Below are 23,705 nucleotides of genomic sequence, written 5' to 3' on the forward strand. Positions count from 1 at the left end.
GCGCGGCGGGACAGGTTCTGATGCGGCTGATTTGCCCCAATTGTGATGCCGAATACGAAGTTGACGACGCGGCCATCCCGTCGAGTGGGCGGGATGTGCAGTGTTCCAGCTGCGGCCATGCGTGGTTTCAGGGCCACCCCCAGGTCCAGGCCGAGGCCGAGGACGAGGCCGAGCTTTTCGGCACGCCCGAAGCTGACGCGCCTTCTGCCGTCGATTGGGAGCCCGAAGACATCCTGGCCCGCGCAGAGGGCACGGCGCCCGATGCGCCCGCCGAGTTGGGGCAAGCGGAGCGCGATCTTGTCGAGCCCGAGCGGGTGGACCGTCGCCAACAGGACCGCCGTCAGACGGATCGGGGCCAGTCGGATCGGGGCCAGTCGGATCGGGGTCAGTCGGATCGGGGTCAGTCGGATCGAGACCCGCAGGACGGGGGCGAGCAGGACCGGGACCTGCAGGACCGGGACCTGCAGGACGGGGACCCGCAGGACGGGGGCCAGCCTGAAGCTGATCTTGACACACCCTCCCCCGTTTCCGAGGCGGCACCCGAAGGCCACGAGATCGTCGCTTCGGAGGCCGAGCCTGAACTCCAGCCCGACCCGCAGCCCGACCCGCAGCCCGAACCCCTGCGCCGGTCGATTGACGAAAGCGTCCTGGCCGTCCTGCGCGAAGAGGCCGAGCGCGAGGCCGCCGCCCGCCGTGGCGAGCGTCCGCGCCTCGAGACCCAGACCGAGATGACCTTGCCCGAGTCGCCCCGATCCTTTGTGTCGCGCCCCGCGGTGGCCCGCCCTTCTGCGTCGCGCCTTTCTGTGTCGCGTCCGGTGGCTGACCCCCTCGCGGCAGCGGTTCCCCCGGTTCCCTTGCCTGCCGCGACCGAGGCCGCAGCCGTTTCCGCAACCTCTGCCGCCATCGAAGCACCCAGCGTCACGATCCCCGGTGCGCCGCGCAAACGCGAGTTGCTTCCTGCCATCGAAGAGATCAAATCCTCGCTGAACCCGACGCTGGACCCCGAGGAAGAGACCTTTGGCGGCCTTTCGGCGCCGCCGCGCAATGGGTTCGGCTTGGGCTTTGTGCTGGTGGCTCTGGTCGCAGTCGTGCTGCTTGCGGTCTATGTCATGGCGCCCTTGATCAGCGAAACCGTGCCCGCGCTGCGGGGGCCGGTTGCGACCTATGTTGATACGGTTAACGACCTGCGCCGGGCGCTGGATGGTCAGTTGCAAGCGGTCATCGGCTGGCTGCGCGGCTTGGCGGGCGGCTCGGCCGGGTAAGCGCTGCCAGGGCGGGACCCGATCCCCGGGGTATACCCCGGGCTACGCGGTTCAAGCAAAGCGCGGTTTTGTCAGCGTCTGCGCATCGCGACGGCCGCGGCTATTGCACCTGACCGCCGGACCGCGCCCCGCCAGTCCCCAGTCCGCAAACCCCCGCCGAGGGCACCCAAAAGCCTGGCCCCACCCCGCTTTTGGTGCGCCTAGAACAAGTCCAGCAACCGCTTCAGATAGCCGCGCTCTTCGCTGCTGCGGTTTTGTTCGCCCGCGCGTTTGCGGATCTCGTCCAGCAGGTCTTGGGCGCGGCGATAGACGTCCTCGCCCTGCAGGATCGGACCGTCGGTGCCCATGGTCATCCCCTCACCGGCCTCGCGGCCCAGGGGGTCGCGCTGACCGCGGGGCGCGTTTTCGGCAAAGCTTTCGCCATCGGCGGCGCGGTTGTCTTCGGCCTGTTGCTGCGCCTGACCGAAGTTGCGGATGCCGTTGCGCAAAGCGTCCAGCGCCTCGGCCTGGCGGTCCAGAGCGCCGGCCGTGTCGCCATCGCGCAGCGCCTGTTCGGCCTCGTCCATGGCGCGGCCGGCGTCATCCAGGTTCTGCCGCCCCTCTTCGCCCAGCTCGGTGCCGGCGCCGGGCAGGGCGCCGCCTTCGCGCATGCCCTCGATCCGGTCGCGCAGCTCTTGTTGGCGGTCGGCCAGCGACTGCCCGTCCTGCCCGCCGCGCTGCATGTCGCGGAAGGCGTCATCCGACAGGCCCTGCTGGTCGCGCAAGCTTTGGCCCAGGTCCTTCATCGCCTGACCGCCCGGGCCGGTCTGCCCCTGGCCTTGGCCCTGACCCTCGCCCTGCTGGACCTGCATGTTTTCCATCATCTGCCGCAGCTGGTCCATCAACTGCTGAGCCTCGGCCATGCGGCCCTCTTTCATCAGCTGCTGCAAGCGGTCCAGCATCTGTTGCAGCTGGTCTTGCGTCATGGTCTGGCCCTGATCCCCGCTGTCGGGCTCGTCGGCGCCCTTGGGGTTCTTTTCGGCCTCTTGCGCCATGTAATCGTTCAGCGCCTCGCGCATTTCCTTCATCAGGCGGTCGATTTCCGCCGGAGAGGCGCCGTTGCGGATCGCCTGGTCCAGCCGGTCTTGCGCCCGGTCCAGCCGCGCCTTGGCATCCGACAGTTTGCCGTCCTCGATGGACAAGGCCAGCTTCCACATATCTTCGGCCAGCGTATCGCGGGCCTTGTCGTCCAGCGTCTGCCCAAGCCGGGGGATCAGGGCGCGGATCTGGTCGCGGTGGGCGCGGTCGCGAAAGATCGGGTCGGGCTGATCCTCTGGCTCCCAGGTGATCGCGCGCAGAAGGTCGGCGATGCGGGGCGCATTGGCGCGGTTCCAGATCAGGTCGCGGCGCTGTTCGATCAGGGCGGCGGCCAGGGGATCAAAGAAGCGGCGGCCGGGAAGCACGATTTGCGCCGGCGCCGACAGCGCCTTTTGCGCCGCCGCGTCCTGGGCCTGCAGGGTCAGGGTCACGGGCAGGTTCGACAGGACCGACTTGGACAGGTCATCGACCAGCACGCCCGCCACCTCGGTCCGGTCGCGCTTTTGCGGCAAGGGCAGGTCCAGCGTCACGGGGGCAATCGGCTCGGGGTCCAGGGCCAGGCCATAGGTCCGCGGGACCGCGCCCAGATCCAGCGCGATGATCGCCGCCCCCTTGGTGACGCCGTAATCGTCGCTGGCGGTGAAGGGCTGTTTAAAGCGGCCCTGGCCGTCGCGGTCGATCTGGCCGGCCGTGGCAATCGCGGGCGCCGCATCTGGGATCATGGTGACAAGCCATTCGCGCCCGCCCGCGCCCTCGACCCCCAGGCGGCCCGATTGCGTCACGGTGAATTCCTGCTGCATGGCCGAGGCCGGGGGCACATCGACGCGCCCCGACACGGTTTCGGACAGGATCAAGGCCCCCGGAGCGCCGTAAAACCGCAGCCGCAGCTTGGTGCCCTGCGGCAACAAAAGCGCCTCGTCGGTCTGGTCGCGCAGATACAGCACCGGTTTGCCGGTATAGGCCGGGGGCTCGGCCCAACCCTCCCAGGCGGGGCCGGCGGCGGCCTGGGCCTCGGGGACCGTCAGCGTGCCCACCGATGTCACCCGCCAGACCGAGCCGAACAGCAAGGCCACCGCCAGCAGGGTCAGCGCCATGTAACGCAGGGCATAGGGATCGCGTGAGGCCAGGCGAAGATCGGGTTCGACCGCCCGGGCCTTGGCGGCGCGGTCGGCCATGCGGGCGCGGTGGGCGGCCCACAGCGCCTGTGCCTCGGGGTCGGTCTCGCCCAGGGCCAGCGTGTCCAGAAGCGCCGCAATCGGGCGGCCCTTCAGCCGCGAGTCCAGCCGGATCAGCGCCTCGGCCCGTGTCGGACGGCGAAAGCCGCGCAGGCCATGGATCAGTGCCCAAAGCGCAGACCCCACCAGCGAGACAAGGCCGAACCAGGTCGCCTCCAACGGCAGGTTGTCTTGCACCCCAAGCGCCGCAAGCGCCAGACCGGTGATGCACAGCGACCAAAGCGGCCAGAACCCACGCGCCAGACGTTCCGCCCAAAGCCCCAGAAGGGTCAGGCGAAGCGGGGTCTCGATCCGTTTCAGGGCCTCATCCGGCGCGGTCATCGTCCTCTTTCAGGCTACAGCCATTCAGCTTTTCCAGGCTACAGCCATTCGGGGATGCTATCGCGGTTCAGGATTTCGTCAAAGCTTGGTCTTGCGCGAATGACGGCGAATTGATCACCCCGGACAAGGACTTCGGGGATCAGGGGCCTTGTGTTGTATTCCGACGCCATGACCGCGCCGTAAGCCCCGGCCGAGCGAAAGGCCACCAGGTCGCCCGGGGCCAACGCGGGCAGGGCGCGGCCCTTGGCAAAGGTGTCGCCCGTCTCGCAGACCGGGCCCACGACGTCGTAATCCTGGCCGGGGCCGGTGCTTTCCACCAGGGGGACAATGTCGTGATGCGCGCCATACATCGAGGGCCGCACCAGGTCATTCATCGCGGCATCCAGGATCAGAAAGGTCCGCCCCTCGCCCTCTTTGACATAGATGACTTCACTGACCAGAAGCCCCGAGTTGCCGGAAATCAGCCGCCCCGGCTCGATCTCGATCTCGCAGTTCAGGTGGCCCAGGGTGCGTTTGACCATGGCGCCGTAATCGGTGGGCAGGGGGGGCGCCTCGTTCGAACGCGTGTAGGGGATGCCAAGCCCGCCGCCGAGGTCAAGCCGCGTGATCTCGTGCCCGTCGGCGCGCAGTTGCAGGGTCAGTTCCGCGACCTTCTGGAAGGCGGCCTCAAACGGGGCGAGGTCGGTGAGCTGGCTGCCGATATGGACATCGACGCCGACGACCTTGATCCCGGGCAGGGTGGCGGCCAGGGCATAGACCGCGCGGGCCTTGGCGATCGGGATGCCGAACTTGTTCTCCGACTTGCCGGTGGCGATCTTCTCATGGGTCTTGGCGTCGACATCGGGGTTGACGCGCAGGGTGATCGGCGCGGTGGCCCCCATCGCATGTGCCACTGCCGACAGGGCCAACAATTCCGGCTCGGATTCGACGTTGAACTGGCGGATGCCATGGGTCAGGGCGAGGCGCATTTCCTCCCGCGTTTTGCCGACACCGGAGAATACGATACGGTCGCCGGGCACCCCTGCGGCCAACGCCCGGCGGTATTCCCCGCCCGAGACGACATCCATCCCGGCGCCAAGGTCGCCCAGCAGTTTCAAGACGGCGATGTTGGACAGCGACTTGATGGCAAAGCAGACTTGGTGGGGCAGGGGAGAAAGCGCCTCGGTGAAAAGCTTGTAATGCCGGGTCAGGGTGGCTGTGGAATAGACGTAAAACGGGGTGCCGACCGCGCGGGCGATCTCGGCCAGATCGACGTCCTCGGCATGAAGCCTGCCGTTTTGATAGATGAAATGGTCCATGCAGGCCTCCTGATCACGCGCCCCTTCTACCAGATGGCGCGCCCATGTCCACGGCGGGTCCAAAGAGCCTCCGGCGGGGATATTTGGGAAAAGATGAAAGGGAAAGAGCCCCTCTCACTTTCATCTTTTCAGAAATATCCACGGGGTTTCCAAAGGGGGCCGTGGCCCCCTTTGGGCAGGGGGTGCGGGGGGCGGCAGCCCCCCGCTACGAGAAGGATTCCGACCTAAAGGCTCCCCGACACACCAGCCGAAGCTTCTCCGGTGACGGTGACGCCCTGCGAGGGGGCTTCGGGGGCGCCGGCGGCGCCGCAGGCGGCGAGCAGCAGGAAGAGGGCGAGTTTTCTCATGGCGATCTCCGGTTTGGATCTGCAGATTGGTTTAGCCCAGCAGCGTTTTCCAGCGGGCGACCTGGGCGCGCACCTGATCCGGCGCGGTTCCGCCGTAGCTGACCCGCGACCGGACCGAGTTTTCCACGCCCAGCACCGAATAGACCTCTTGAGTGATGCCGGGATGGGCGGAGGTCATCTCGGTCATGGACAGGTCGGGCAGGTCGCAGCCCTTTTCCTCGGCCAAGGCCACAAGGCGGCCCGTAACGTGATGCGCCTCGCGGAAGGGCAGGCCAAGCGCGCGGACCAGCCAATCGGCCAGATCGGTGGCGGTGGAGAAACCGCTTGCGGCGGCGGCTTTCAGGGTCGCTTGGTTGGCGGTCATGTCGCTGACCATGCCGGTCATGGCGGCCAAGGACAGCATCAGCGTGTCGGCGGCGTCGAAGACCTGTTCCTTGTCCTCTTGCATATCCTTGGAATAGGTCAGCGGCAGGCCCTTCATGATGGTGAAGAGCGCGACGGTAGAGCCGAGGATGCGGCCGATCTTGGCGCGCAGAAGCTCGGCCGCATCGGGGTTTTTCTTTTGCGGCATGATGGAGGAGCCGGTGGTCCACTTGTCTGATAGCTTGACAAAGCGGAACTGGGCGGTGGACCAGATCACCAGCTCTTCGGCAAAGCGTGACAGGTGGGTGGCGCAGATGGCGGAGGCAGACAGGAATTCCAGTGCGAAGTCGCGGTCGGAGACGGAGTCCAGCGAATTGGCGGTGGGGCGGTCAAAGCCCAGGGCGCTTGCGGTTGCATGGCGGTCTATGGGGAAGCCGGTGCCGGCCAGCGCGGCCGCACCCAGGGGACATTCGTTCATCCGGGCCCGGGCGTCTTGAAACCGGCCACGGTCGCGGGCCAGCATCTCGACATAGGCCAGCATGTGATGGCCCCAGGTCACGGGTTGCGCGGTTTGCAGATGGGTGAAGCCGGGCATGATCCAGTCGGACCCCGCCTCAGCCTGGGCCAGGAAGGCCCGCATCAGCGCCGTCAGGCCCGTGATCGCCGCGTCGCATTGGTCGCGCACCCAAAGCCGGAAGTCGACGGCCACCTGGTCGTTGCGCGACCGCCCGGTGTGCAGCCGCTTGCCCGCCTCGCCGATCATCTCGGTCAGCTTGGATTCGATGTTCAGGTGGATGTCCTCCAGCGCCTCGGAGAACTGGAACCGCCCCGCCTCGATCTCTGACAGGATCGTGAGAAGACCTTCCCGGATCGCCGTGGCATCCTGCTGCGTGATGATGCCCTGGGCGGCCAGCATGGCGGCATGGGCGCGCGAGCCCGCGATGTCTTGCGCGTAAAGCCGCTGGTCAAACGAGATCGAGGCATTGATGGCCGTCATGATCGCATCGGGGCCGGTGGCAAAGCGGCCGCCCCACATGCTATTGGCGGATTTGTCCTGGGTCATGTGCGGCCCCTTTCGGAGGTGAGATGCGGATCATACGGGCGGCTGTTTATACCCTGGCGCTGGCTTGCGCAAACATGGCTTTGGCGGAGGTGGACCCGGGCCTGATCACGGGCGAGATGGCCAAGCTGGTGCCCTCGGAGCCGAGGGCGCTGCCGGGTGTGGCGTTGTTGGACATGGCCGACGGGCCGGGCGCGCTGCCGCAGGGCAAGTGGCAGGTGGTGAACCTGTGGGCGACCTGGTGCGTGCCCTGCCGCGAAGAGATGCCCGCGCTGGAGGCCCTGGCCGTGGCCTTGCCGGAAGTGGCCGTGACGGCCGTGGCGGTGGGGCCGAACCCGGTGCCGAAGATCAAGGCCTTCATGGAAGAGGTGGGCGCCAGCCACATCGGGCTGTTGCGCGACCCCAAGCAGCAATTCGCCCGCGAGATGGGGGTGCTGGGTCTGCCGGTCACGGTGATCGTCAACCCGGAGGGCGAGGAGGTCGCAAGGCTGATTGGCGGGGCGGATTGGGGCTCGGCTGAGGCTTTGGCGGTGATGGGCGACCTGATGAAGTGAGGGGTCCCGCAGGTTTCAGAGGCATGAAATGCCTCTGAAACCTGCGGGAGGAGGCGGGGGGCTTTCGCCCCCCGCGCCCCCCAACCAAAGGGGAGCACGCTCCCCTTTGGAAACCCCGTGAGTATTTCTGCCAGTATGAAAATCGGGGCTTGGCTGTGGCGGTTGGGGCTGTAGTTTGGCGGCGCAATCGGGGAGGCGGTTATGGATCGTTGGACGGACAAGCTCTTGCATCGCGAATGGCTTTGGGGGCAGGCCGAGGCGCTTTGGGACTTCTTTCAGAAGGGCTTTGTTGATCCTTCGGGCGGGTTTTATGACCTTGCACCCTCGGGCGCGCCGCTGGATGCGGCGGGGCAGGTCCACCCCATCCATATCGCAGCCCGGGCGGTGCATGGATTTGCCATCGGTCAACTTTTGGGGCGGCCGGGCTCGGCCTCGGTCGTCGATCACGGGATGGAGATGCTGTGGCGTCAGCATCGCGATACGGCCCATGGCGGGTATTTCTGGTCGATGCGGGGCGGGGTTCCGGTCGATGCCAACAAGCAGGGCTATGGCCATGCTTTCGTGCTGCTGGCGGCCTCGTCGGCCAAGTTGGTGGGGCATCCCTTGGCGGATGCGATGCTGGGCGATATCACCGAGGTGCTGAACGCCCGCTTTTGGGAGCCGCAATTTGGCGCCATTGCCGAGGAATTCACCGCCGATTGGCAGCCTTTGGAGGGGGGCACCTACCGCGGGCAGAATTCCAACATGCATCTGACCGAGGCCTTGATGGCGGGTTTCGAGGCCACGGGTGAGGCGGAGTATCTGGCCAAGGCGCGCGCCATTGCCGAACGGGTGATCGGCCAGTCCGCCCGCGCCTGCGGCTGGCGGGTGGCCGAGCATTTCACCGCCGACTGGACGCTGGACCGCGATTATTACCACCCGAACGAGATGTTCCGCCCCGCGGGCACCACGCCGGGCCATGCGCTGGAATGGGCGCGGCTGATCCTGCAGCTTTGGGTTCTGGACGGCAAGCGCGAGGCTTGGATGGTCGAGGCGGCGCAGGGGCTTTTCACGCAGGCCATGGCCTTGGGCTGGGACCAGGCCAAGGGCGGCCTGTTCTATACGCTGGATTGGGAGAACCGCCCGGCCAAGCGCATGAAGCTGTGGTGGCCCCTGTGCGAAGCCGCGGCGGCGGCGCATTGGCTGAACGAACTGGTCCCCGGCGAATGGGAGGCCGATTACCGCCGGATCTGGGAGGTCATTGGCGCCCATTTCGTCGACCGCCAGAACGGCGGCTGGTATGAGGAACGGACCGAGGACTTGGCGCCGTCCTATGAGATTTTCCCTGGCAAGGGCGATATTTATCACGCGCTGCAGGCCTGCCTGATCCCGCTTTACCCGGCCACAGGCAGCCTGACCCGGGCGATCCTGTCGGCGGAGTGAGGCAAGACCCGGGGTATACCCCGGGCTACGCGGCGGAACGGTGGCGCCAAGGCTGGGCGGTGGGGGCTGCGGTGTCCATCCGAGGGCTGCGCGGCTGGACCCCGCGCGCCACGGCCGGTCCCGGTCGCTCTGCCTCCGTTTGCGTAGCCCGGGGTATACAACGGGGCTGTTTACGGCACCGAATAGCCGGCCTCGCGGAACAGGCGATACCATTCCTCTCGGGTCAGCTTTACCCCCGCGCCGGCCACACAATCGGCCACCCTCCCGGGCGAGGTCGTGCCAAGCACCACCTGCATTTGCGCCGGATGGCGGGTGATCCATGCCACGGCCACACCGGTCGGCGTGATGCCATGCGCCTCGGCGATCTCGTTCAGGGCGCGGTTCAGGGCGGGCAAGGCGGGGTCGCCCACGAAGACGCCGTCGAACCAGCGTTTCTGGAACGGCGACCAGGCCTGCAGCGTCATCTTGTTCAGGCGGGAATAATCCAAAAGCCCCAGCGTGCGGTCCACCGATTGCTCCAGCCCCTCCATGTTGATCGCAACGCCTTGGGCGATCAGCGTCGCATGGGTGATCGACAGCTGAACCTGGTTGCAGATCAGGGGCTGGTTCAGGCTGCGCTTGAGCAACTCGACCTGACCCGGGGTCTGGTTCGACACGCCGAAATGGCGGACCTTGCCCTGGGCGTGCAAAAGGTCAAAGGCCGCCGCCACCTCTTCGGGTTCGACCAGGGCATCGGGGCGGTGCAACAGCAGGATGTCGATGTAATCGGTCTTCAGTGCGCGCAACGACCCCTCGACCGAGGCCAGGATATGTTCGCGCGAAAAGTCGAAGAACCCATCGCGGATGCCGCATTTCGTCTGGATCACCAGGCGCTGGCGTTGGGCGGGCGACAGCGCCAGCGCCTCGGCAAAGCGCGCTTCGCAGGTGTGGACCGGCGGGCGGCCATAGATATCGGCATGGTCCATCATGGTGATCCCCGCCTCGGTCGCGGCGGCCACCAGGTTGCGGATCGCCGCATCCTCCATCGTGGCAATCCGCATCAGGCCAAGGATCACCTGCGAGGCGGGCAGGGCGCCGCCTATGGAAATCGTCTGCATCGGGGGCTCCTCCGGGCCTGGGTTGCGCCTCAGGATGAGCCGCCCGCCCCGGCTTGGCAAGGTGCCCCCCGGCCTTTCGCCCCCTTTTGCGCCCTTGCCGCTGCGATTTTCCAGAGGACCGCGGCAAAGCTTGGTTGAAAGCGCTTTGACCGACCTGTCTTCCCTGTTGACCCGGCCATCAACTGGCCGCGTTTCTGCGGCTGCAAAGGGAATTTGAAAGCGCTTTGAAGCGAGAATCGTTGACTTGTGCCGAATTGCTGCGATAACCGATCCGAAGCGCTTCGGAGGAGGCCCACATCAGATGGGGGTCCGTCGCGTTTTAAGGGAGCTCGCGCCACATCGGCGCTTATCAATCGTTTAGGGAGGAAACCCATGTCCTTTGGATATCGGGCGACGGCTGTTGCCGCACTTTTGGCTGTGTTCGGTGCGCCGGCCATGGCGGACGAACTCTTCTATGTTTCGGGCGCCACCGGCGCGGCCGTCGAGAACTTCAAGAAATACGTGGCGCCCTGGGAAGCGCAGACCGGGCACACCGTGACCATGGTTCCGATGCCCTCTTCGACCACCGACCAGTTCGCCCAATATCGTCTGTGGCTGGCCGCCGGTTCGACCGACATCGACGTCTATCAGACCGACGTGATCTGGGCGCCGCAGCTGGCCGAGCAGTTCGTTGACCTGACCGAAGCCGCCAAGGACGTCGCGGGCAACCACTTCCCCTCGATCATCGAATCGCAGACCGTCGGCGGCAAGCTGGTCGCTCTGCCGATCTTCACCGATGCGCCGGCCCTGTATTACCGCAAGGACCTGCTGGAGAAGTATGGCGTCGCCGTTCCCAAGACCTGGGACGAACTGACCGCCGCGGCGCAGACGATCCAGGACGGCGAAAAGGCCGCCAACCCGGACTTCTGGGGTTTTGTCTGGCAGGGCAACGCCTATGAGGGCCTGACCTGCGACGCGCTGGAATGGGTCAAGTCCTTTGGTGGCGGTCAGATCGTCGAGCCCGATGGCACGATCTCGATCAACAACGAAAAGGCCGCCAAGGCCATCGAAACCGCCAAGGGCTGGGTCGGCACGATCTCTCCCGAAGGCATCCTGTCCTATCAGGAAGAAGAAGCCCGCGGCGTCTGGCAGACCGGCAACGCGGCCTTCATGCGCAACTGGCCCTATGCCTATGCGCTGGGCAATGGCGACGACAGCAAGGTCAAGGGCCTGTTCGGCGTGACGACCCTGCCGGCCGGTTCGGCGGATGAGAAGTCGGCCGCGACGCTGGGTGGCTGGAACGTGGCCGTGTCGAAGTATTCCGAACACCAGGAAGCGGCGATCTCGCTGGCCCTGTGGCTCTCGGGCCCGGAAGTGCAGAAGATGCGCGCCCTGAACGAAACCAACCTGCCGACGATCGTGTCGCTGTATGACGATGCCGAAATCGCCGAAAAGGCACCGATCATCCCGCAGTGGAAGGACGTGTTCCTGAATGCCGTGCCGCGGCCTTCGGCGCCGACCCTGACCAAGTATTCGGAAGTTTCGGCCAAGTTCTTCAATGCGGTCCACGAGACGCTGGCGGGCAATGGCTCGGCTGCCGACAACCTGGCCGCGCTGGAAGCTGACCTGACCGATCTGAAGGGCGACGGCTGGAAATAAGCCTTACAGCCTGCACGACAGAATGGGCGGCGGTTCCGCCGCCCATTTTTCATTCGGCCCCTTGGGTAAACAGGAGGGGGCCAAAGGGGGGGGATTGCTATGACTTCGCCGACGCACAGCGCGCGCGATGCCGGCCTCAGCCTGCAGCAACAACGCCAAAGAGCCGCTTTCTGGTTCCTTGCACCCATGGTGGTCGCGTTGTTCTGTGTGGCGGCCTGGCCTTTGCTGCGCACGATCTGGTTTTCGTTCACCGATACGTCGATGGACAATCTTTACGGCGGCAAGTGGGTTGGCTTTGACAACTACTTGCGGGTGCAGGAACTGCCCTCGGGCGCCTGGCGGTTCAAGGGCACCCTGGCCGATCCGGCCTGGTGGAACGCGGTCTGGAACACGGTGCGCTTCGCCTTTGTTTCGGTCATCCTGGAAACCTTCTTCGGCCTGATGGTCGCCCTGGTGCTGAATGCCGAGTTCAAGGGCCGCGGCTGGGTCCGTGCTGCCATCCTGATCCCCTGGGCCATCCCGACCATCGTCAGCGCCAAGATGTGGTCCTGGATGCTGAACGACCAATATGGCATCATCAACGTCATCCTGTTGAACCTGGGCCTGATCGAGAAAAAGATCGCCTGGACCGCCAGCCTTGATACCGCCATGGCGGCGGTGCTGATCGTCGACATCTGGAAGACGACGCCCTTCATGGCTTTGCTTTGCCTCGCCGGTCTGCAAATGGTGCCGCGCGACATCTACGAGGCGGCCAAGCTGGACGGCATCCATCCGGTGCGGGTCTTCTTCAAGGTGACGCTGCCCCTGATCCGCCCGGCCGTTGCGGTCGCCGTGATCTTCCGCATGCTGGACGCGCTGCGGATCTTCGATCTGGTCTATGTGCTGACGCCGGATTCCAGCGCCACCAAGACCATGTCGGTGATCTCGCGCCAGAACCTGTTTGAATACAACAACTTCGCCTATGGCGCGGCGCAATCGACGCTGCTGTTCGCGATCCTGGCCATCTTTGTCTCGCTGTATATCTGGCTGGGCCGCGTCGACCTGACCGGGGAGGCCAAGTGATGGGCAACAACAAGCTGTTGAAAAACGTGGCCTTTTACGCGCTGGTCGTGGTGATCGTCGTGTTTTCGGTCTTTCCGTTCTACTATGCGATCGTCACCTCTTTCTCGACCGGATCGGCGCTGTTCGAGGCGCGGTTCTGGCCCGCCTGGGATTGGTCGAACTACGAGACGGTCATGGGCGCGCGGGCCTTTTCGCGGTCGATCTGGAACTCGATCTTCATTGCCGCGACCACCGTGGGCTTTGCGCTGTTCCTGTCCGTGACCGCCGCCTATGCCTTGGCGCGGGTGCGGTTCCGCGGCCGTGGGCTGCTCTTGATGACCATCCTGGGCGTGTCGATGTTCCCGCAAATCGCGGTTCTGGCCGGCCTGTTCGAGCTGATCCGCTTTATGGGCCTGCTGAACTCGCCCTTCGCGCTGATCATCAGCTATACGATCTTTACCCTGCCCTTCACCGTCTGGGTGCTGACCACCTTCATGCGGGATCTGCCGGTCGAGATCGAAGAGGCCGCCGTGGTCGATGGGGCGACGCCCTGGATCGTGATCACCAAGGTCTTCTTGCCGCTGATGTGGCCGGCGCTTGTGACCACCGGCCTTCTGGCCTTTATCGGCGCGTGGAACGAGTTCCTCTTCGCGCTGACCTTCACCCAGACCGAGACGCAGCGCACGACCCCGGTGGCGATTGCCATGCTGTCGGGCGCCTCGGTGCAGGAAATTCCCTGGGGGCCCATCATGGCGGCTTCGGTCATCGTGACCGTGCCGCTGGTTGTCCTCGTCCTTGTCTTCCAACGCAAGATCGTCGCGGGTCTGACCGCAGGCGGCGTGAAGGGTTAAACCATGGCCAAGATCGAACTGAAGAATATCAAGAAGTCCTATGGCGCGGTGGATGTCATCAAGGGCATCGACCTGACCATCGAAAAGGGTGAATTCATGGTGTTTGTCGGGCCTTCGGGCTGCGGCAAGTCCACCCTGCTGCGCCTGATTTCGGGGCTGGAAGAGATCACCGGGGGCGACATGCTGTTCGACGGCGAGCGGGTGAACAATGTCATCCCCAGCCAACGCGGCATCGCAATGGTGTTTCAAAGCTATGCGCTTTATCCGCATATGAAAGTCTATGACAACATGGCCTTCGGGATGAAGCTGGCCAAGGCGACGCCTGCCGAGGTCGACAAGCGCGTCCGCGAGGCGGCGAAACTGCTGCAGATCGAGCATCTGCTGGACCGGTTGCCCAAGCAGCTTTCGGGCGGTCAGCGGCAGCGGGTGGCCATCGGGCGCGCGATCACGCGCGATCCGCGGGTGTTTTTGTTCGACGAGCCTCTGTCGAACCTCGATGCCGCCTTGCGGGTGGCGACGCGGTTGGAAATCGCCAAGCTGCATCACTCCATGGGCGATGTGACCATGGTCTATGTGACCCATGACCAGGTCGAGGCGATGACCCTGGCCGACCGCATCGCCGTGCTGCGCGATGGCAAGCTGGAGCAGGTCGGCACGCCGACCGAGCTTTATGAACGCCCGAACAGCATCTTTGTGGCGGGCTTCATCGGCTCGCCCAAGATGAACTTCCTGACCGGCAAGGTGGCTGCGGATTATGGCTGCGAGACGCTGGGCATCCGGTCGGAACATGTGATGATCGGCGAGGGACCCTGGACCGGGGATGTGGTCCATGTCGAGGACCTGGGCTCGGATCATTACCTCTTCATCGAGATGGGCGGTGATGAACCTTTGATCTGCCGGCGTCCCGGAAAGACCGATATCGGGCTTGGCACGAAAGTGACCTTCGGACCGATGGCTGAGCACTTGCATCGGTTCGACAAGGATGGGAAGCCGATGCGCTGACGGACAGGCCGGGGGGCCAGCCCCCCGGACCCCCCGGAGTATTTGAACCAATGTGAAAGGGGGAGCGGTTCCCCCTTTGAGAGGATGAGAGCATGACTATTCGCGTCACCGTCTGGGGCGAGAACGTTCACGAGCAGAAGAACAAGGTCGTGGCGGGGGTTTACCCGCTGACCATGCATGGCACGATTGCCGAATTCCTGAACAAGGAAGCCGGGATTGCGGCGTCCACCGTGACCTTGCAGGATGCCGAACATGGGCTGACCGAGGCGAAGTTGGCCGAAACCGATGTGCTGATCTGGTGGGGCCATGCCGCCCATGGCCAGGTTGATGATGCCATCGTCGAACGCGTTTGCAATGCGGTCTGGGGCGGCATGGGGGTGATTTTCCTGCACTCCGCCCATTTCGCCAAGCCGTTCAAGCGGCTGATGGGGGCGCCCTGCAACCTGACCTGGCGCGAAGCCGGTGAGCGCGAGCGGATCTGGGTCACGTCGCGCCAGCACCCGATCGCACGGGGCCTGCCCGATCATTTCGAGCTGGAAACCGAAGAGATGTATGGCGAGCCCTTTGGCGTGCCGGAACCCTTGGAGACGGTGTTCATCTCGTGGTTCCAGGGCGGCGAGGTCTTCCGGTCTGGCCTGACCTATCGGCGCGGCGCGGGGAACATCTTTTACTTCCGCCCGGGGCATGAGACCTATCCGACCTATCACGATGCCAATGTGCAGAAGGTGATTGCGAACGGCGTCCGCTGGGCCTTTAACCCCGAAGCGCGGATCGCGGCGCCGAACGATGCGCCGAACACGCCGGTCGACAAGGCCTTGGAGCCCATCGTGGAACGCGGCCCCCGTCTGCACCATGACGGCGAGGAAGGTTACAAATGACCATCCGCATCCTGATCATCGGCACCGGGGGCATGGCCAACAACCACGCCACCGAGTTCAACAAGATCGAGGGCGTCAAGGTTGTGGCCGGGGTCGATACGCGCCCGGAACAGCTGAAGGCCTTTTGTGACAAGCATGGGATCGAGCATGGCTTCGCCTCTTTGGCCGAGGCGCTCGCCTGGGGCGAATTCGACGCCGTCACCAATGTGACGCCCGACGCCGCGCATTATGCCACGACCATGCCGGTTCTGGCTGCGGGCAAGCATATCCTGTGCGAAAAGCCCCTGGCCACCAATGAGGCTCAGGCCGACGAGATGGCCGCGGCGGCCGCCAAGGCGGGCGTCGTCAACATGGTCAACCTGTCCTATCGCAATGTCGCGGCCTTGCAGCAGGCGGCCAAGATGGTGCGCGAGGGGGCCATCGGCGAGATCCGCCATTTCGAGGCCAGCTATCTGCAATCCTGGCTGACCCAGCCCGCCTGGGGGCATTGGGACCGCGAAAGCCAATGGCTGTGGCGGCTGTCGACCAAGCACGGGTCCAAGGGCGTTCTGGGCGATGTGGGCATCCATATCCTTGATTACGCGACCTTTATCGCGGGGCAGGATGTCGCCGAGATCTCTTGCCGGCTGGCGACCTTTGCCAAGGCGCCGGGGGATCAGATCGGGGAATATCCGCTGGATGCCAATGACAGCGCCACGATGCAAGTGGTCCTGGCCAACGGCGCGCTGGGCACGGTTGCGGCCACGCGCTTTGCCTCTGGTCATCTGAACGACTTGCGGTTGCGGATATATGGCACGCTGGGCGGGCTTGAGGTTTGTTGGGAAAACAACGTCTCGACCCTGCGGGCCTGCCTTGCCCCGGGGCTGGAGAAGGCCGAGTGGCACGAGGTTGAGGCGCCGGTGCTGGCCAATATCTACCAACGGTTCATCGCGGCGATCCGTGGTGAGGGCGCGGCCGATCCGGACTTTGCCCGCGGGGCGGTTTTGCAAAAGATGCTGGACCGGGCCGAGCAATCTTCTGCCCAGGGCGCGCGGTCTTTGGCGATTTGATCTGACCTGTGGCGATTTGTCACCCAACGGCCCCGAAGTCAGCTTCGGGGCCGCTTTCATCTTGCGCCCTCGGGGCAATGGCTGCTTGATGGCCGAAAACAGGAGGCCGATATGGTGCAGGGATATTCCCGTCTTCAGATCATCTTGCATTGGGTTGTGGGGGTCTTGATCGTCTTCAACCTGATCTTTTCGGATGGCATGTCAGAGCTGTGGCGCGCCGTCGAAACCGGGGGCAACACCGATATGACGGTCACGGCGCTGTTGCATATCCTGGTGGGCGGGCTGGTGCTGGCGCTGGTCGTGCTGCGCCTGGGCGTGCGGCTGGTGCGCGGTGCGCCCGAGGTGCCAGCGTCGAGCCCCCTGCTGGAGAAAGCCGGCAAGATCGGCCATTGGGCGATCTATGCGCTGATGATCGGCCTGCCTGTCACCGGGCTTGCCGCCTATTTCGGCGGCGTGGCCTTTTTGGCCGAGATCCATGGCGGTCCGTTGAAGGCCCTGCTGTGGGTGCTGATCGCGGGCCATGTGGTCATGGCCTTGTATCACCAGTTTGTCCTGAAGGACGGGCTGTTGGACCGGATGCGGACGCCGCGCTGATCCATCCGAGGCCTGCCCCTGCGACGCCGATCAGTCCGAGGCGGAGGCGGCCAGAAAGACGCGGACCGTCTCTTCGAATTCGCGCGGGCGGTCGGCATGCAGCCAGTGGCCCGCCCCGGGCAGTTTCGCAAAGCGCGCCTTGGGGAATTGCGCCTTGATCGCCGCGCGGTGTTCGGGGCGGACATAGTGGCTGTCGGCCCCGGTCAGGAAGAGGGTCGCCCCGGGGAAACTGCCCGTCGTGCCCGGCCAGCCGATGATCTTGTCCATCTCGGCCTCCAGCACGTCATGGTTCAGCCGCCAGCGCGGCGGCTGCGCCTTCAGGTCCAGCGACTGCAGAAAGAAGGCCCGAAGCGCGGGGTCTTCGACGGTCAGGGCCAGGCGGCGGTCGGCCTCTTGACGTCTGGCAAGGTCCGTCAGGTCCAAGCCCCGCATCGCCGCGATATGACCGCTTTGGTCGTGGTTATAGGCGACGGGGGCGATGTCGGCGACCACAAGGCGGCGGATCAGCTCGGGCCGGGTCAGCGCCAGTTGCATCGCGGCCTTGCCCCCCATCGAATGACCCAGAAGATCGACCGGAGCGCCCAGGGCCTCGATCACCTGGGCCAGGTCGGCGGCCATGTCGGGATAGGACTGCGTCGCTCCGCGCGGGCTTTCGCCGTGATTCCTTTGATCCACCGTCACCACGTCGCGCGGGCCTGACAGGTTGCGCGCAATGGCGCCCCAGTTCCGCGCCGACCCGAAAAGCCCATGCACAATCAGCAAGGTCGGCAGCGACTTGGCCTCTTTTGCCGGATGAAGCACCTGGTTCAGCATGTTCGCCGTCTTCCCATCGTTGAAATGCCCTTTTCTCAGGTCTAAGGATCAGGTTCAAGCGAGGGCAAGATGAGCCGAACCACGATCACGCAGATGGCCGACCGCGTCTCTGGCCTGATGGCCGAGCGGCTGAAGATCAAGGGCCCGCTGGAGGTCCAGGTGACGCGCGCGCGCAGGCGTCTGCCGCGTGAGGTCTTTGCCGCCGCCGAAGCTCTGGCCGAGGCGGTCAAGCTGTCGGCCAATCCCAAGTTCATGGCCCGGATCGACGACGAGGCCGTGGCGATATCCTATGACATCCTGGTGCGGCATCTGAACGGGGTGGGGCGGTCGGCGCGGCGCAAGGGGATGCTGTTGGACGTTGCGGCCCGCATTGCCTTTGCGCTGTTGGTCGTGGGCGGGCTCTGGCTGGCGGCGATCTATTGGCGCGGCAATCTTTAGGCGGGTCCCGTGGGTTTCACAGGCATGAAATGCCTGTGAAACCCACGGGAGGACGCGGGGGCTGCCGCCCCCGCACCCCCGCCCGGGGGAGGGGCACGCCCCTCCCCCGGACCCCCTCCGTGGATAGGTATGAACAGATGACATGCAAAAGGGGCTGGCGGTTGGGCCAGCCCCTTTGTCTTTGTCGCAGCGGTCAGAGGCCGGGATAGAGCGGGAACTTGGCGCAAAGCGCCTCGACCTTGGCCTTCACAGCGGCTTCGACGGCGGCGTTGCCCTCTTCGCCATTGGCGGCCAGGCCGTCGACGACTTCGACGATCCATTGGCCGATCTGGCGGAACTCTGCCTCACCAAAGCCGCGGGTCGTGCCAGCCGGGGTGCCAAGGCGCACGCCCGACGTCACCATGGGCTTTTCCGGGTCAAAGGGGATGCCGTTCTTGTTGCAGGTGATATGGGCGCGGCCCAAGGCCTTTTCCGTCGCATTGCCCTTCACGCCCTTTGGGCGCAGGTCGACCAGCATCACATGGGTATCCGTGCCGCCGGTGACGATATCCAGGCCGCCCTTCATCAGCTGATCGGCCAGCGCCTGAGCGTTCTTGATCACCTGAGCCGCATAATCCTTGAACTCGGGACGCAGCGCCTCGCCGAAGGCCACCGCCTTGGCCGCGATCACATGCATCAACGGCCCGCCCTGGATGCCCGGAAAGATGGCCGAGTTGATCTTTTTCGCGATCTCTTCCGAATTCGTCAGGATCATGCCGCCACGGGGGCCGCGCAGGGTCTTGTGGGTCGTGGTCGTCGCCACATCGGCATAGGGGAAGGGCGAGGGATGCGCGCCGCCCGCGACCAGACCGGCAAAGTGCGCCATATCCACCATCAGATAAGCGCCCACCTTGTCGGCAATCGCGCGGAACCGGGCGAAGTCGATCTGACGCGGCACGGCCGAGCCGCCGGCGATGATCAGCTTGGGCTGATGTTCGACGGCCAAGGCCTCGACCTGGTCATAGTCGATCAGGTTGTCCTGTTGACGGACGCCATACTGGATGGCGTTGAACCACTTGCCCGACTGGTTCGGCGCTGCCCCATGGGTCAGGTGCCCGCCCGAGGCCAGGTTCATCCCCAGGATCGTGTCGCCGGGCTTGATCAGCGCGGTAAACACGCCCTGGTTCGCCTGGGAACCGCTGTTGGGCTGCACATTGGCATAGGTCACGCCGAAAAGCTGGCAGGCCCGGTCGATGGCCAGCTGTTCGGCCACGTCGACGAACTGACAGCCGCCGTAATAGCGCTTGCCCGGATAGCCCTCGGCATATTTGTTCGTCATCACCGAGCCCTGTGCCTCCATCACGGCGCGGGAGACGATGTTTTCCGAGGCGATCAACTCGATCTCGTCGCGCTGGCGGCCAAGTTCGTTGGTGATCGAGCCAAAAAGCTCCGGATCACGGGACGCGAGGGATTCGGTAAAGAAGCCGTTGGTCATGGGTCTCTCCTGTGGGTTGCGGCCATTTAGCCGCAGTCTGACGACAAGGATAGGGCGGAAAACGACGGGAAAGAGGTCGGAGACGAAAAAAGTTTCCGATAGGAAACTTCCTTTAAGATTGGCGGCAGATTTCTCCGACCCGATCCGAGGGGGGGTTGAGTTCCGCGCCCCCAGGGTCAAGATGGCAGGCGGAGGACCTCATGACCCGCAACATCGCCTTTCGTGCCTCGCGTGCTCCTGCGGCCCAGGAGGCCTTTGCCGCCCTGACCGCGCTCCATGGCCAAAGCAAGCTGACCGAGGCCGAAGTGATCGTGGCCCTGGGGGGCGATGGCTTCATGTTGCAGACCCTGCATGAGGTCCAGGCCTCGGGTCTGCCGGTTTACGGGATGAATTGCGGCACCGTGGGGTTCCTGATGAACGCCTATGAGGTCGAGGGCCTGGCCGAAAGGCTGGAGGCGGCGCAAGAGGTCAGCTTGAACCCCCTGCATATGACGGCGGTCGACGAGGATGGCCGCGTGACCGAAGCCCTTGCGATCAATGAGGTTTCGCTTTTGCGGATGGGGGCGCAGGCGGCCAAGCTGCGCATCCTGGTCGATGGAGTCGAACGGATGCCAGAGCTGGTTTGCGATGGCTGTCTTCTGGCCACGCCTGCGGGATCGACGGCCTATAACTATTCCGCCCATGGGCCGATCCTGCCGATTGGGGCCGATGTGCTGGCGCTGACCTCGGTTGCGGCCTTTCGCCCCCGGCGCTGGCGGGGCGCGCTTTTGCCGAAATCCGCCGTGGTCCGGTTCGAGGTCATCGACCCCGGCAAACGCCCGGTCCGCGCCGATGCCGACACGATGCCCGTGACCCATGTCGTCAGCGTCGAGATCCGCTCGGCCCCCGAAACCTGCCACCGCATCCTGTTTGATCTCGGTCATGGGCTGGAAGAACGGCTGATCGTCGAGCAATTCGCCTGAACCTGCACTTTCGCGGCGCTTGACTTTTGCGTCAAAGGGGCGCATCTGCCCCAAGTCCGACGTCCGTGCCGCGTGAGCACCTTTTCGACCCGGACACAGGTTCCCACCATCACGCAGGGGTGCCCACAGAGGCACGGGTGTCAGAAGGTTCTGACGCCGAGGGCCTTTGGTCCTTTTGCGATGGTGTCACATATGACCACTTTTGCCGAACTCGGCCTTTCGCCGAAACTTCTCAAGGCCCTGGAGGCCACCAATCTTTCCACGCCGACGCCGATTCAGGCCCAGGCGATCCCGCATATCATGAAGGGCTCTGACCTGATGGGTCTGGCCCAGACCGGCACCGGCAAGACGGCGGCCTTTGGCCTGCCCCTGGCGCACCGCCTGCTGGAGATCGGCCATCCGCCGCCGCCGAAACATGTCCGCGCCCTGATCCTGGCGCCGACGCGGGAGCTGGTCTCCCAGATCTTCGACAACATCGCCTCTTTCACCAAGGGGACCGCGGTCAAGATCACCATGGTCGTGGGCGGCGCGTCGATCTTCAAACAGGCGGAGCGGCTGAAGCGCGGGTCGGATGTGCTGGTGGCGACGCCGGGCCGTCTGATCGACCTTCTGGACCGCGGCGACGTGACCTTGGAATCCTGCGGCTATCTGGTGCTGGACGAGGCCGATCACATGCTGGACATGGGCTTTATCCATGCCCTGCGGAAAATCGCCAAGTTCATCCCGCAAAAGCGTCAGACGATGCTGTTTTCGGCCACGATGCCCGCCGATATCTCCGAGATCGCGGATACCTATCTGCGCAACCCGGTCAAGGTGCAGGTCGCGCCCCCCGGCAAGCCCGCCGACAAGATCGTGCAGGCCGTCCATTACATCCCCAATGGCGACAAGGCGCGTCTGTTGGAAGACTACCTGAAAAAGCACCCGGGCGAACAGGCCCTGGTCTTTGGCCGCACCAAGCATGGGTCGGAAAAGCTGTTCAAGCTGCTGGAGACCTGGGGCTTCAAGGCGGGTTCGATCCACGGCAACAAAAGCCAGAACCAGCGTGACCGCACCCTGACCGAGTTCCGCGAAGGCAAACTGGATGTGCTGGTGGCCACCGATGTCGCGGCCCGCGGCATCGACATTCCGGGCGTGCGCCATGTCTATAATTTCGACATGCCGAATGTGCCGGAAAACTATGTCCACCGCATCGGCCGCACCGCGCGGGCCGGGGCCGAGGGCAATGCGACCTCTTTCGTTTCGCCTTCGGAAATGGGCGAGCTGCAGGCCGTCGAAAAGCTGCTGAAGAAGATCATCCCGGTGGTTGGCGGGGCGGCCTGGTCGGCGGCTGCGGTGGCTGCGGCTCCGTCCAAGCCGGGGCAGGGCAAGGGGCGTTCGGGAAGCCGTCCGTCCGATGCGCCGCGTCCGCAAGGTCAGGGCCAGGGGCGGCCGCAACAGGCTGGCGCACGTCCGGCCAAGCCGGCCGGGGCCGGGGCGAAACCCTTTGGCGCCAAGCCTGCCGGTGCCAAGCCGATGGGCGCAAAGCCTGCGGGCGCGCGGCCTCCGCGTCCTGCGACGGGTGGGGCCGCAACGCCCCAGCGCAAGGCGCGCTAAGGTTTGGGGGGCTTCGGCCCCCTTTTCCATGTCTCGGTCTTGGGGCGGCTTATGCCAGGCCCTGTTCCAAGTTCAGCTTCATCGTCAGCAAGATTTCCTGCAGCGACAGCGTCTCACGCAACAGCTTTTTGGCCTCGTTGGGAGAGATCTTTCCGTCCTCGATCGCCAGGTTGTATTCCGCCATCAGCTGCGCAAATCGCTGCGCCAGCGTCACGACGTCCTGGTTCACCCCGCCCGAGGTCGCATTGCGCTTTTCCGGGCTGTAAGACAGCGTGATGCCGCGCAGATCGGCCAGCGCCGCCGTGACATGGGGAAAGCGCGCCGCCGATTCCAGCTGCGCCACGACATCGACCGGCATGAAGCGGTCGCCATGTTCGTCCTGATCCGAGTAATAGCGCCCCAACGTCGCCTTGGACTTGCCGGTCAGGGCGCAGGCGGCCTCTATGCCGACATCCTTGACCAGGGCTTCGGCGTGTTTCTTCAGATAGCTTTCGACCGACATGTTCTGAACCCTTTAGGGGCGCGGGAAATTCCTGCAACTTTTCCCATTAATCAGGAACTAAAGATTTGTCATGCATAAAGGTGGCCCGACGTTCGGGATTGTGCGAGTGACCGGATCAATCCGCCTTGGATTGCACGGGTTTGGGTTTGGGTCCGCCATGCCTTGTGTCTCGCGATGGGGGCAGGGCGGACCCGTCCCCCCATGCGCGAACTTGCGTGAGGCTGTGGCTTTCGGCTAAAGGGCGGCATGGCCAAGCTGTATTTTCACTTCTCCACCATGAATGCCGGCAAATCGACGCTGCTGTTGCAGGCGTCGCACAACTACCGTGAGGGGGGGATGGTGACATATCTGGTCACGGCCCGCTTCGACACCCGCGCCGGAGAGGGCCGCATCGCCAGCCGCATCGGCATCGGCGAGCCCGCCGACACGTTCGAACCCGGTGAGGACATGTTCGCCAAGATCCAGGCCCGCCTGGCCGAGGGCCGCGTGGACTGCATCTTCCTGGACGAGGCGCAGTTCCTGACCAAAGAGCAGGTCTGGCAACTGGCCCGCGCGGTGGATGATCTGGGCGTGCCGATCATGGCTTATGGGCTGCGGGTGGATTTTCAGGGCAACCTGTTCCCGGGCTCGGCCGCACTTCTGGCCTGGGCGGATGAAATGCGCGAAGTCCGCACGATCTGTCATTGCGGCAAGAAGGCCACGATGGTGATCCGGCGCGGCGCAGATGGACGGGCCATGCGCGATGGCGATCAGGTGCAGATCGGCGGGAACGAAACCTATGTCAGCCTGTGTCGCAGGCATTGGCGCGAGGCGATGGGCGCCTGATCTCTTTCA

General features: G+C 64.8%; 22 protein-coding genes. 14 read left to right on the forward strand and 8 right to left on the reverse strand.

Annotated features, from left to right (window positions below):
- Positions 1–20: 20 nt before the first annotated feature.
- On the forward strand, positions 21–1,262 hold the full coding sequence (locus NX862_RS07555) for a zinc-ribbon domain-containing protein (protein WP_264493272.1): 1,242 nt from the start codon (positions 21–23) through the stop codon (positions 1,260–1,262).
- 200 nt (positions 1,263–1,462) lie between these two features.
- Here the strand turns inward: NX862_RS07555 and NX862_RS07560 are convergent, their stop codons facing one another.
- The 4 genes from NX862_RS07560 to argH all read right to left on the reverse strand — a co-directional run bounded on the left by NX862_RS07560 (position 1,463) and on the right by argH (position 6,966).
- On the reverse strand, positions 1,463–3,895 hold the full coding sequence (locus NX862_RS07560) for a DUF4175 domain-containing protein (RefSeq protein WP_264493273.1): 2,433 nt from the start codon (positions 3,893–3,895) through the stop codon (positions 1,463–1,465).
- A 38-nt stretch (positions 3,896–3,933) separates the two neighbouring features.
- Positions 3,934–5,193, reverse strand: coding sequence for a diaminopimelate decarboxylase (gene lysA / locus NX862_RS07565; RefSeq protein ID WP_264493274.1), 1,260 nt, complete (start codon positions 5,191–5,193; stop codon positions 3,934–3,936).
- Between the two features lie 224 nt (positions 5,194–5,417).
- Complete coding sequence (locus tag NX862_RS07570) at positions 5,418–5,540, reverse strand: hypothetical protein (RefSeq protein WP_264493275.1); 123 nt, start codon at positions 5,538–5,540, stop codon at positions 5,418–5,420.
- A 31-nt stretch (positions 5,541–5,571) separates the two neighbouring features.
- Positions 5,572–6,966 (reverse strand): argininosuccinate lyase, encoded by a 1,395-nt coding sequence (gene argH, locus NX862_RS07575; protein ID WP_264493276.1) that lies wholly within the window; start codon positions 6,964–6,966, stop codon positions 5,572–5,574.
- A gap of 23 nt (positions 6,967–6,989) precedes the next feature.
- Here argH and NX862_RS07580 point away from each other — a divergent pair, with 23 nt between their 5' ends.
- Together NX862_RS07580 and NX862_RS07585 are read left to right on the forward strand one after the other, a co-directional pair.
- On the forward strand, positions 6,990–7,517 hold the full coding sequence (locus NX862_RS07580; protein WP_264493277.1) for a TlpA family protein disulfide reductase: 528 nt from the start codon (positions 6,990–6,992) through the stop codon (positions 7,515–7,517).
- 201 nt (positions 7,518–7,718) lie between these two features.
- A complete protein-coding gene (locus tag NX862_RS07585) occupies positions 7,719–8,939 on the forward strand; it encodes an AGE family epimerase/isomerase (RefSeq protein ID WP_264493278.1) in 1,221 nt (406 codons plus the stop codon).
- A gap of 170 nt (positions 8,940–9,109) precedes the next feature.
- Here NX862_RS07585 and NX862_RS07590 read toward each other — a convergent pair whose 3' ends face one another.
- Entirely contained in the window at positions 9,110–10,036 is a 927-nt protein-coding gene (locus NX862_RS07590) for an aldo/keto reductase (RefSeq protein WP_264493279.1), read from the reverse strand.
- Positions 10,037–10,471: 435 nt separating this feature from the next.
- Here NX862_RS07590 and NX862_RS07595 point away from each other — a divergent pair, with 435 nt between their 5' ends.
- The 7 genes from NX862_RS07595 (at position 10,472) to NX862_RS07625 (ending at position 17,089) form a co-directional block, all read left to right on the forward strand.
- On the forward strand, positions 10,472–11,674 hold the full coding sequence (locus tag NX862_RS07595) for an ABC transporter substrate-binding protein (RefSeq protein WP_264493280.1): 1,203 nt from the start codon (positions 10,472–10,474) through the stop codon (positions 11,672–11,674).
- A 99-nt stretch (positions 11,675–11,773) separates the two neighbouring features.
- Positions 11,774–12,736: a carbohydrate ABC transporter permease gene (locus NX862_RS07600; protein ID WP_264493281.1), complete on the forward strand. Its 963-nt coding sequence runs from the start codon at positions 11,774–11,776 to the stop codon at positions 12,734–12,736.
- Entirely contained in the window at positions 12,736–13,566 is an 831-nt protein-coding gene (locus NX862_RS07605; protein WP_264493282.1) for a carbohydrate ABC transporter permease, read from the forward strand. The genes NX862_RS07600 and NX862_RS07605 overlap by 1 nt, the downstream gene beginning before the upstream one ends.
- A 3-nt stretch (positions 13,567–13,569) precedes the next feature.
- The gene (locus NX862_RS07610) at positions 13,570–14,568 is read left to right on the forward strand and encodes an ABC transporter ATP-binding protein (RefSeq protein WP_264493283.1); all 999 of its coding nucleotides are present in this window, start codon (positions 13,570–13,572) and stop codon (positions 14,566–14,568) included.
- A gap of 92 nt (positions 14,569–14,660) precedes the next feature.
- Complete coding sequence (locus NX862_RS07615) at positions 14,661–15,446, forward strand: ThuA domain-containing protein (RefSeq protein ID WP_264493284.1); 786 nt, start codon at positions 14,661–14,663, stop codon at positions 15,444–15,446.
- Positions 15,443–16,495, forward strand: a complete 1,053-nt coding sequence (locus NX862_RS07620; RefSeq protein ID WP_264493285.1) for a Gfo/Idh/MocA family protein — start codon at positions 15,443–15,445, stop codon at positions 16,493–16,495. Before NX862_RS07615 ends, NX862_RS07620 begins: the two co-directional genes overlap by 4 nt.
- A 111-nt stretch (positions 16,496–16,606) precedes the next feature.
- A complete protein-coding gene (locus NX862_RS07625; protein ID WP_264493286.1) occupies positions 16,607–17,089 on the forward strand; it encodes a cytochrome b in 483 nt (160 codons plus the stop codon).
- A 30-nt stretch (positions 17,090–17,119) separates the two neighbouring features.
- Here NX862_RS07625 and NX862_RS07630 read toward each other — a convergent pair whose 3' ends face one another.
- Positions 17,120–17,902 (reverse strand): alpha/beta fold hydrolase, encoded by a 783-nt coding sequence (locus NX862_RS07630; RefSeq protein WP_264493287.1) that lies wholly within the window; start codon positions 17,900–17,902, stop codon positions 17,120–17,122.
- Positions 17,903–17,971: 69 nt separating this feature from the next.
- Between NX862_RS07630 and NX862_RS07635 the strand changes: the two genes are divergently transcribed.
- Positions 17,972–18,340: a hypothetical protein gene (locus tag NX862_RS07635; RefSeq protein WP_264493288.1), complete on the forward strand. Its 369-nt coding sequence runs from the start codon at positions 17,972–17,974 to the stop codon at positions 18,338–18,340.
- Positions 18,341–18,533: 193 nt separating this feature from the next.
- Here NX862_RS07635 and glyA read toward each other — a convergent pair whose 3' ends face one another.
- Complete coding sequence (gene glyA, locus NX862_RS07640; protein WP_264493289.1) at positions 18,534–19,814, reverse strand: serine hydroxymethyltransferase; 1,281 nt, start codon at positions 19,812–19,814, stop codon at positions 18,534–18,536.
- A 200-nt stretch (positions 19,815–20,014) separates the two neighbouring features.
- Between glyA and NX862_RS07645 the strand changes: the two genes are divergently transcribed.
- Together NX862_RS07645 and NX862_RS07650 are read left to right on the forward strand one after the other, a co-directional pair.
- On the forward strand, positions 20,015–20,776 hold the full coding sequence (locus tag NX862_RS07645) for an NAD kinase (RefSeq protein WP_264493290.1): 762 nt from the start codon (positions 20,015–20,017) through the stop codon (positions 20,774–20,776).
- 192 nt (positions 20,777–20,968) lie between these two features.
- Positions 20,969–22,369, forward strand: a complete 1,401-nt coding sequence (locus tag NX862_RS07650) for a DEAD/DEAH box helicase (RefSeq protein ID WP_264493291.1) — start codon at positions 20,969–20,971, stop codon at positions 22,367–22,369.
- 49 nt (positions 22,370–22,418) lie between these two features.
- Here the strand turns inward: NX862_RS07650 and NX862_RS07655 are convergent, their stop codons facing one another.
- Positions 22,419–22,871 carry a phage regulatory CII family protein gene (locus tag NX862_RS07655; protein WP_264493292.1) on the reverse strand — a complete coding sequence of 151 codons (453 nt, stop codon included), beginning with the start codon at positions 22,869–22,871 and terminating at the stop codon, positions 22,419–22,421.
- Positions 22,872–23,117: 246 nt separating this feature from the next.
- On the opposite strand from NX862_RS07655, the gene NX862_RS07660 reads away from it, so the two are divergent.
- Positions 23,118–23,696 carry a thymidine kinase gene (locus tag NX862_RS07660; protein WP_264493293.1) on the forward strand — a complete coding sequence of 193 codons (579 nt, stop codon included), beginning with the start codon at positions 23,118–23,120 and terminating at the stop codon, positions 23,694–23,696.
- The last annotated feature ends 9 nt before the right edge of the window (positions 23,697–23,705 follow it).

The organism is Stagnihabitans lacustris (assembly GCF_025950525.1).
Lineage (GTDB): Bacteria > Pseudomonadota > Alphaproteobacteria > Rhodobacterales > Rhodobacteraceae > Stagnihabitans.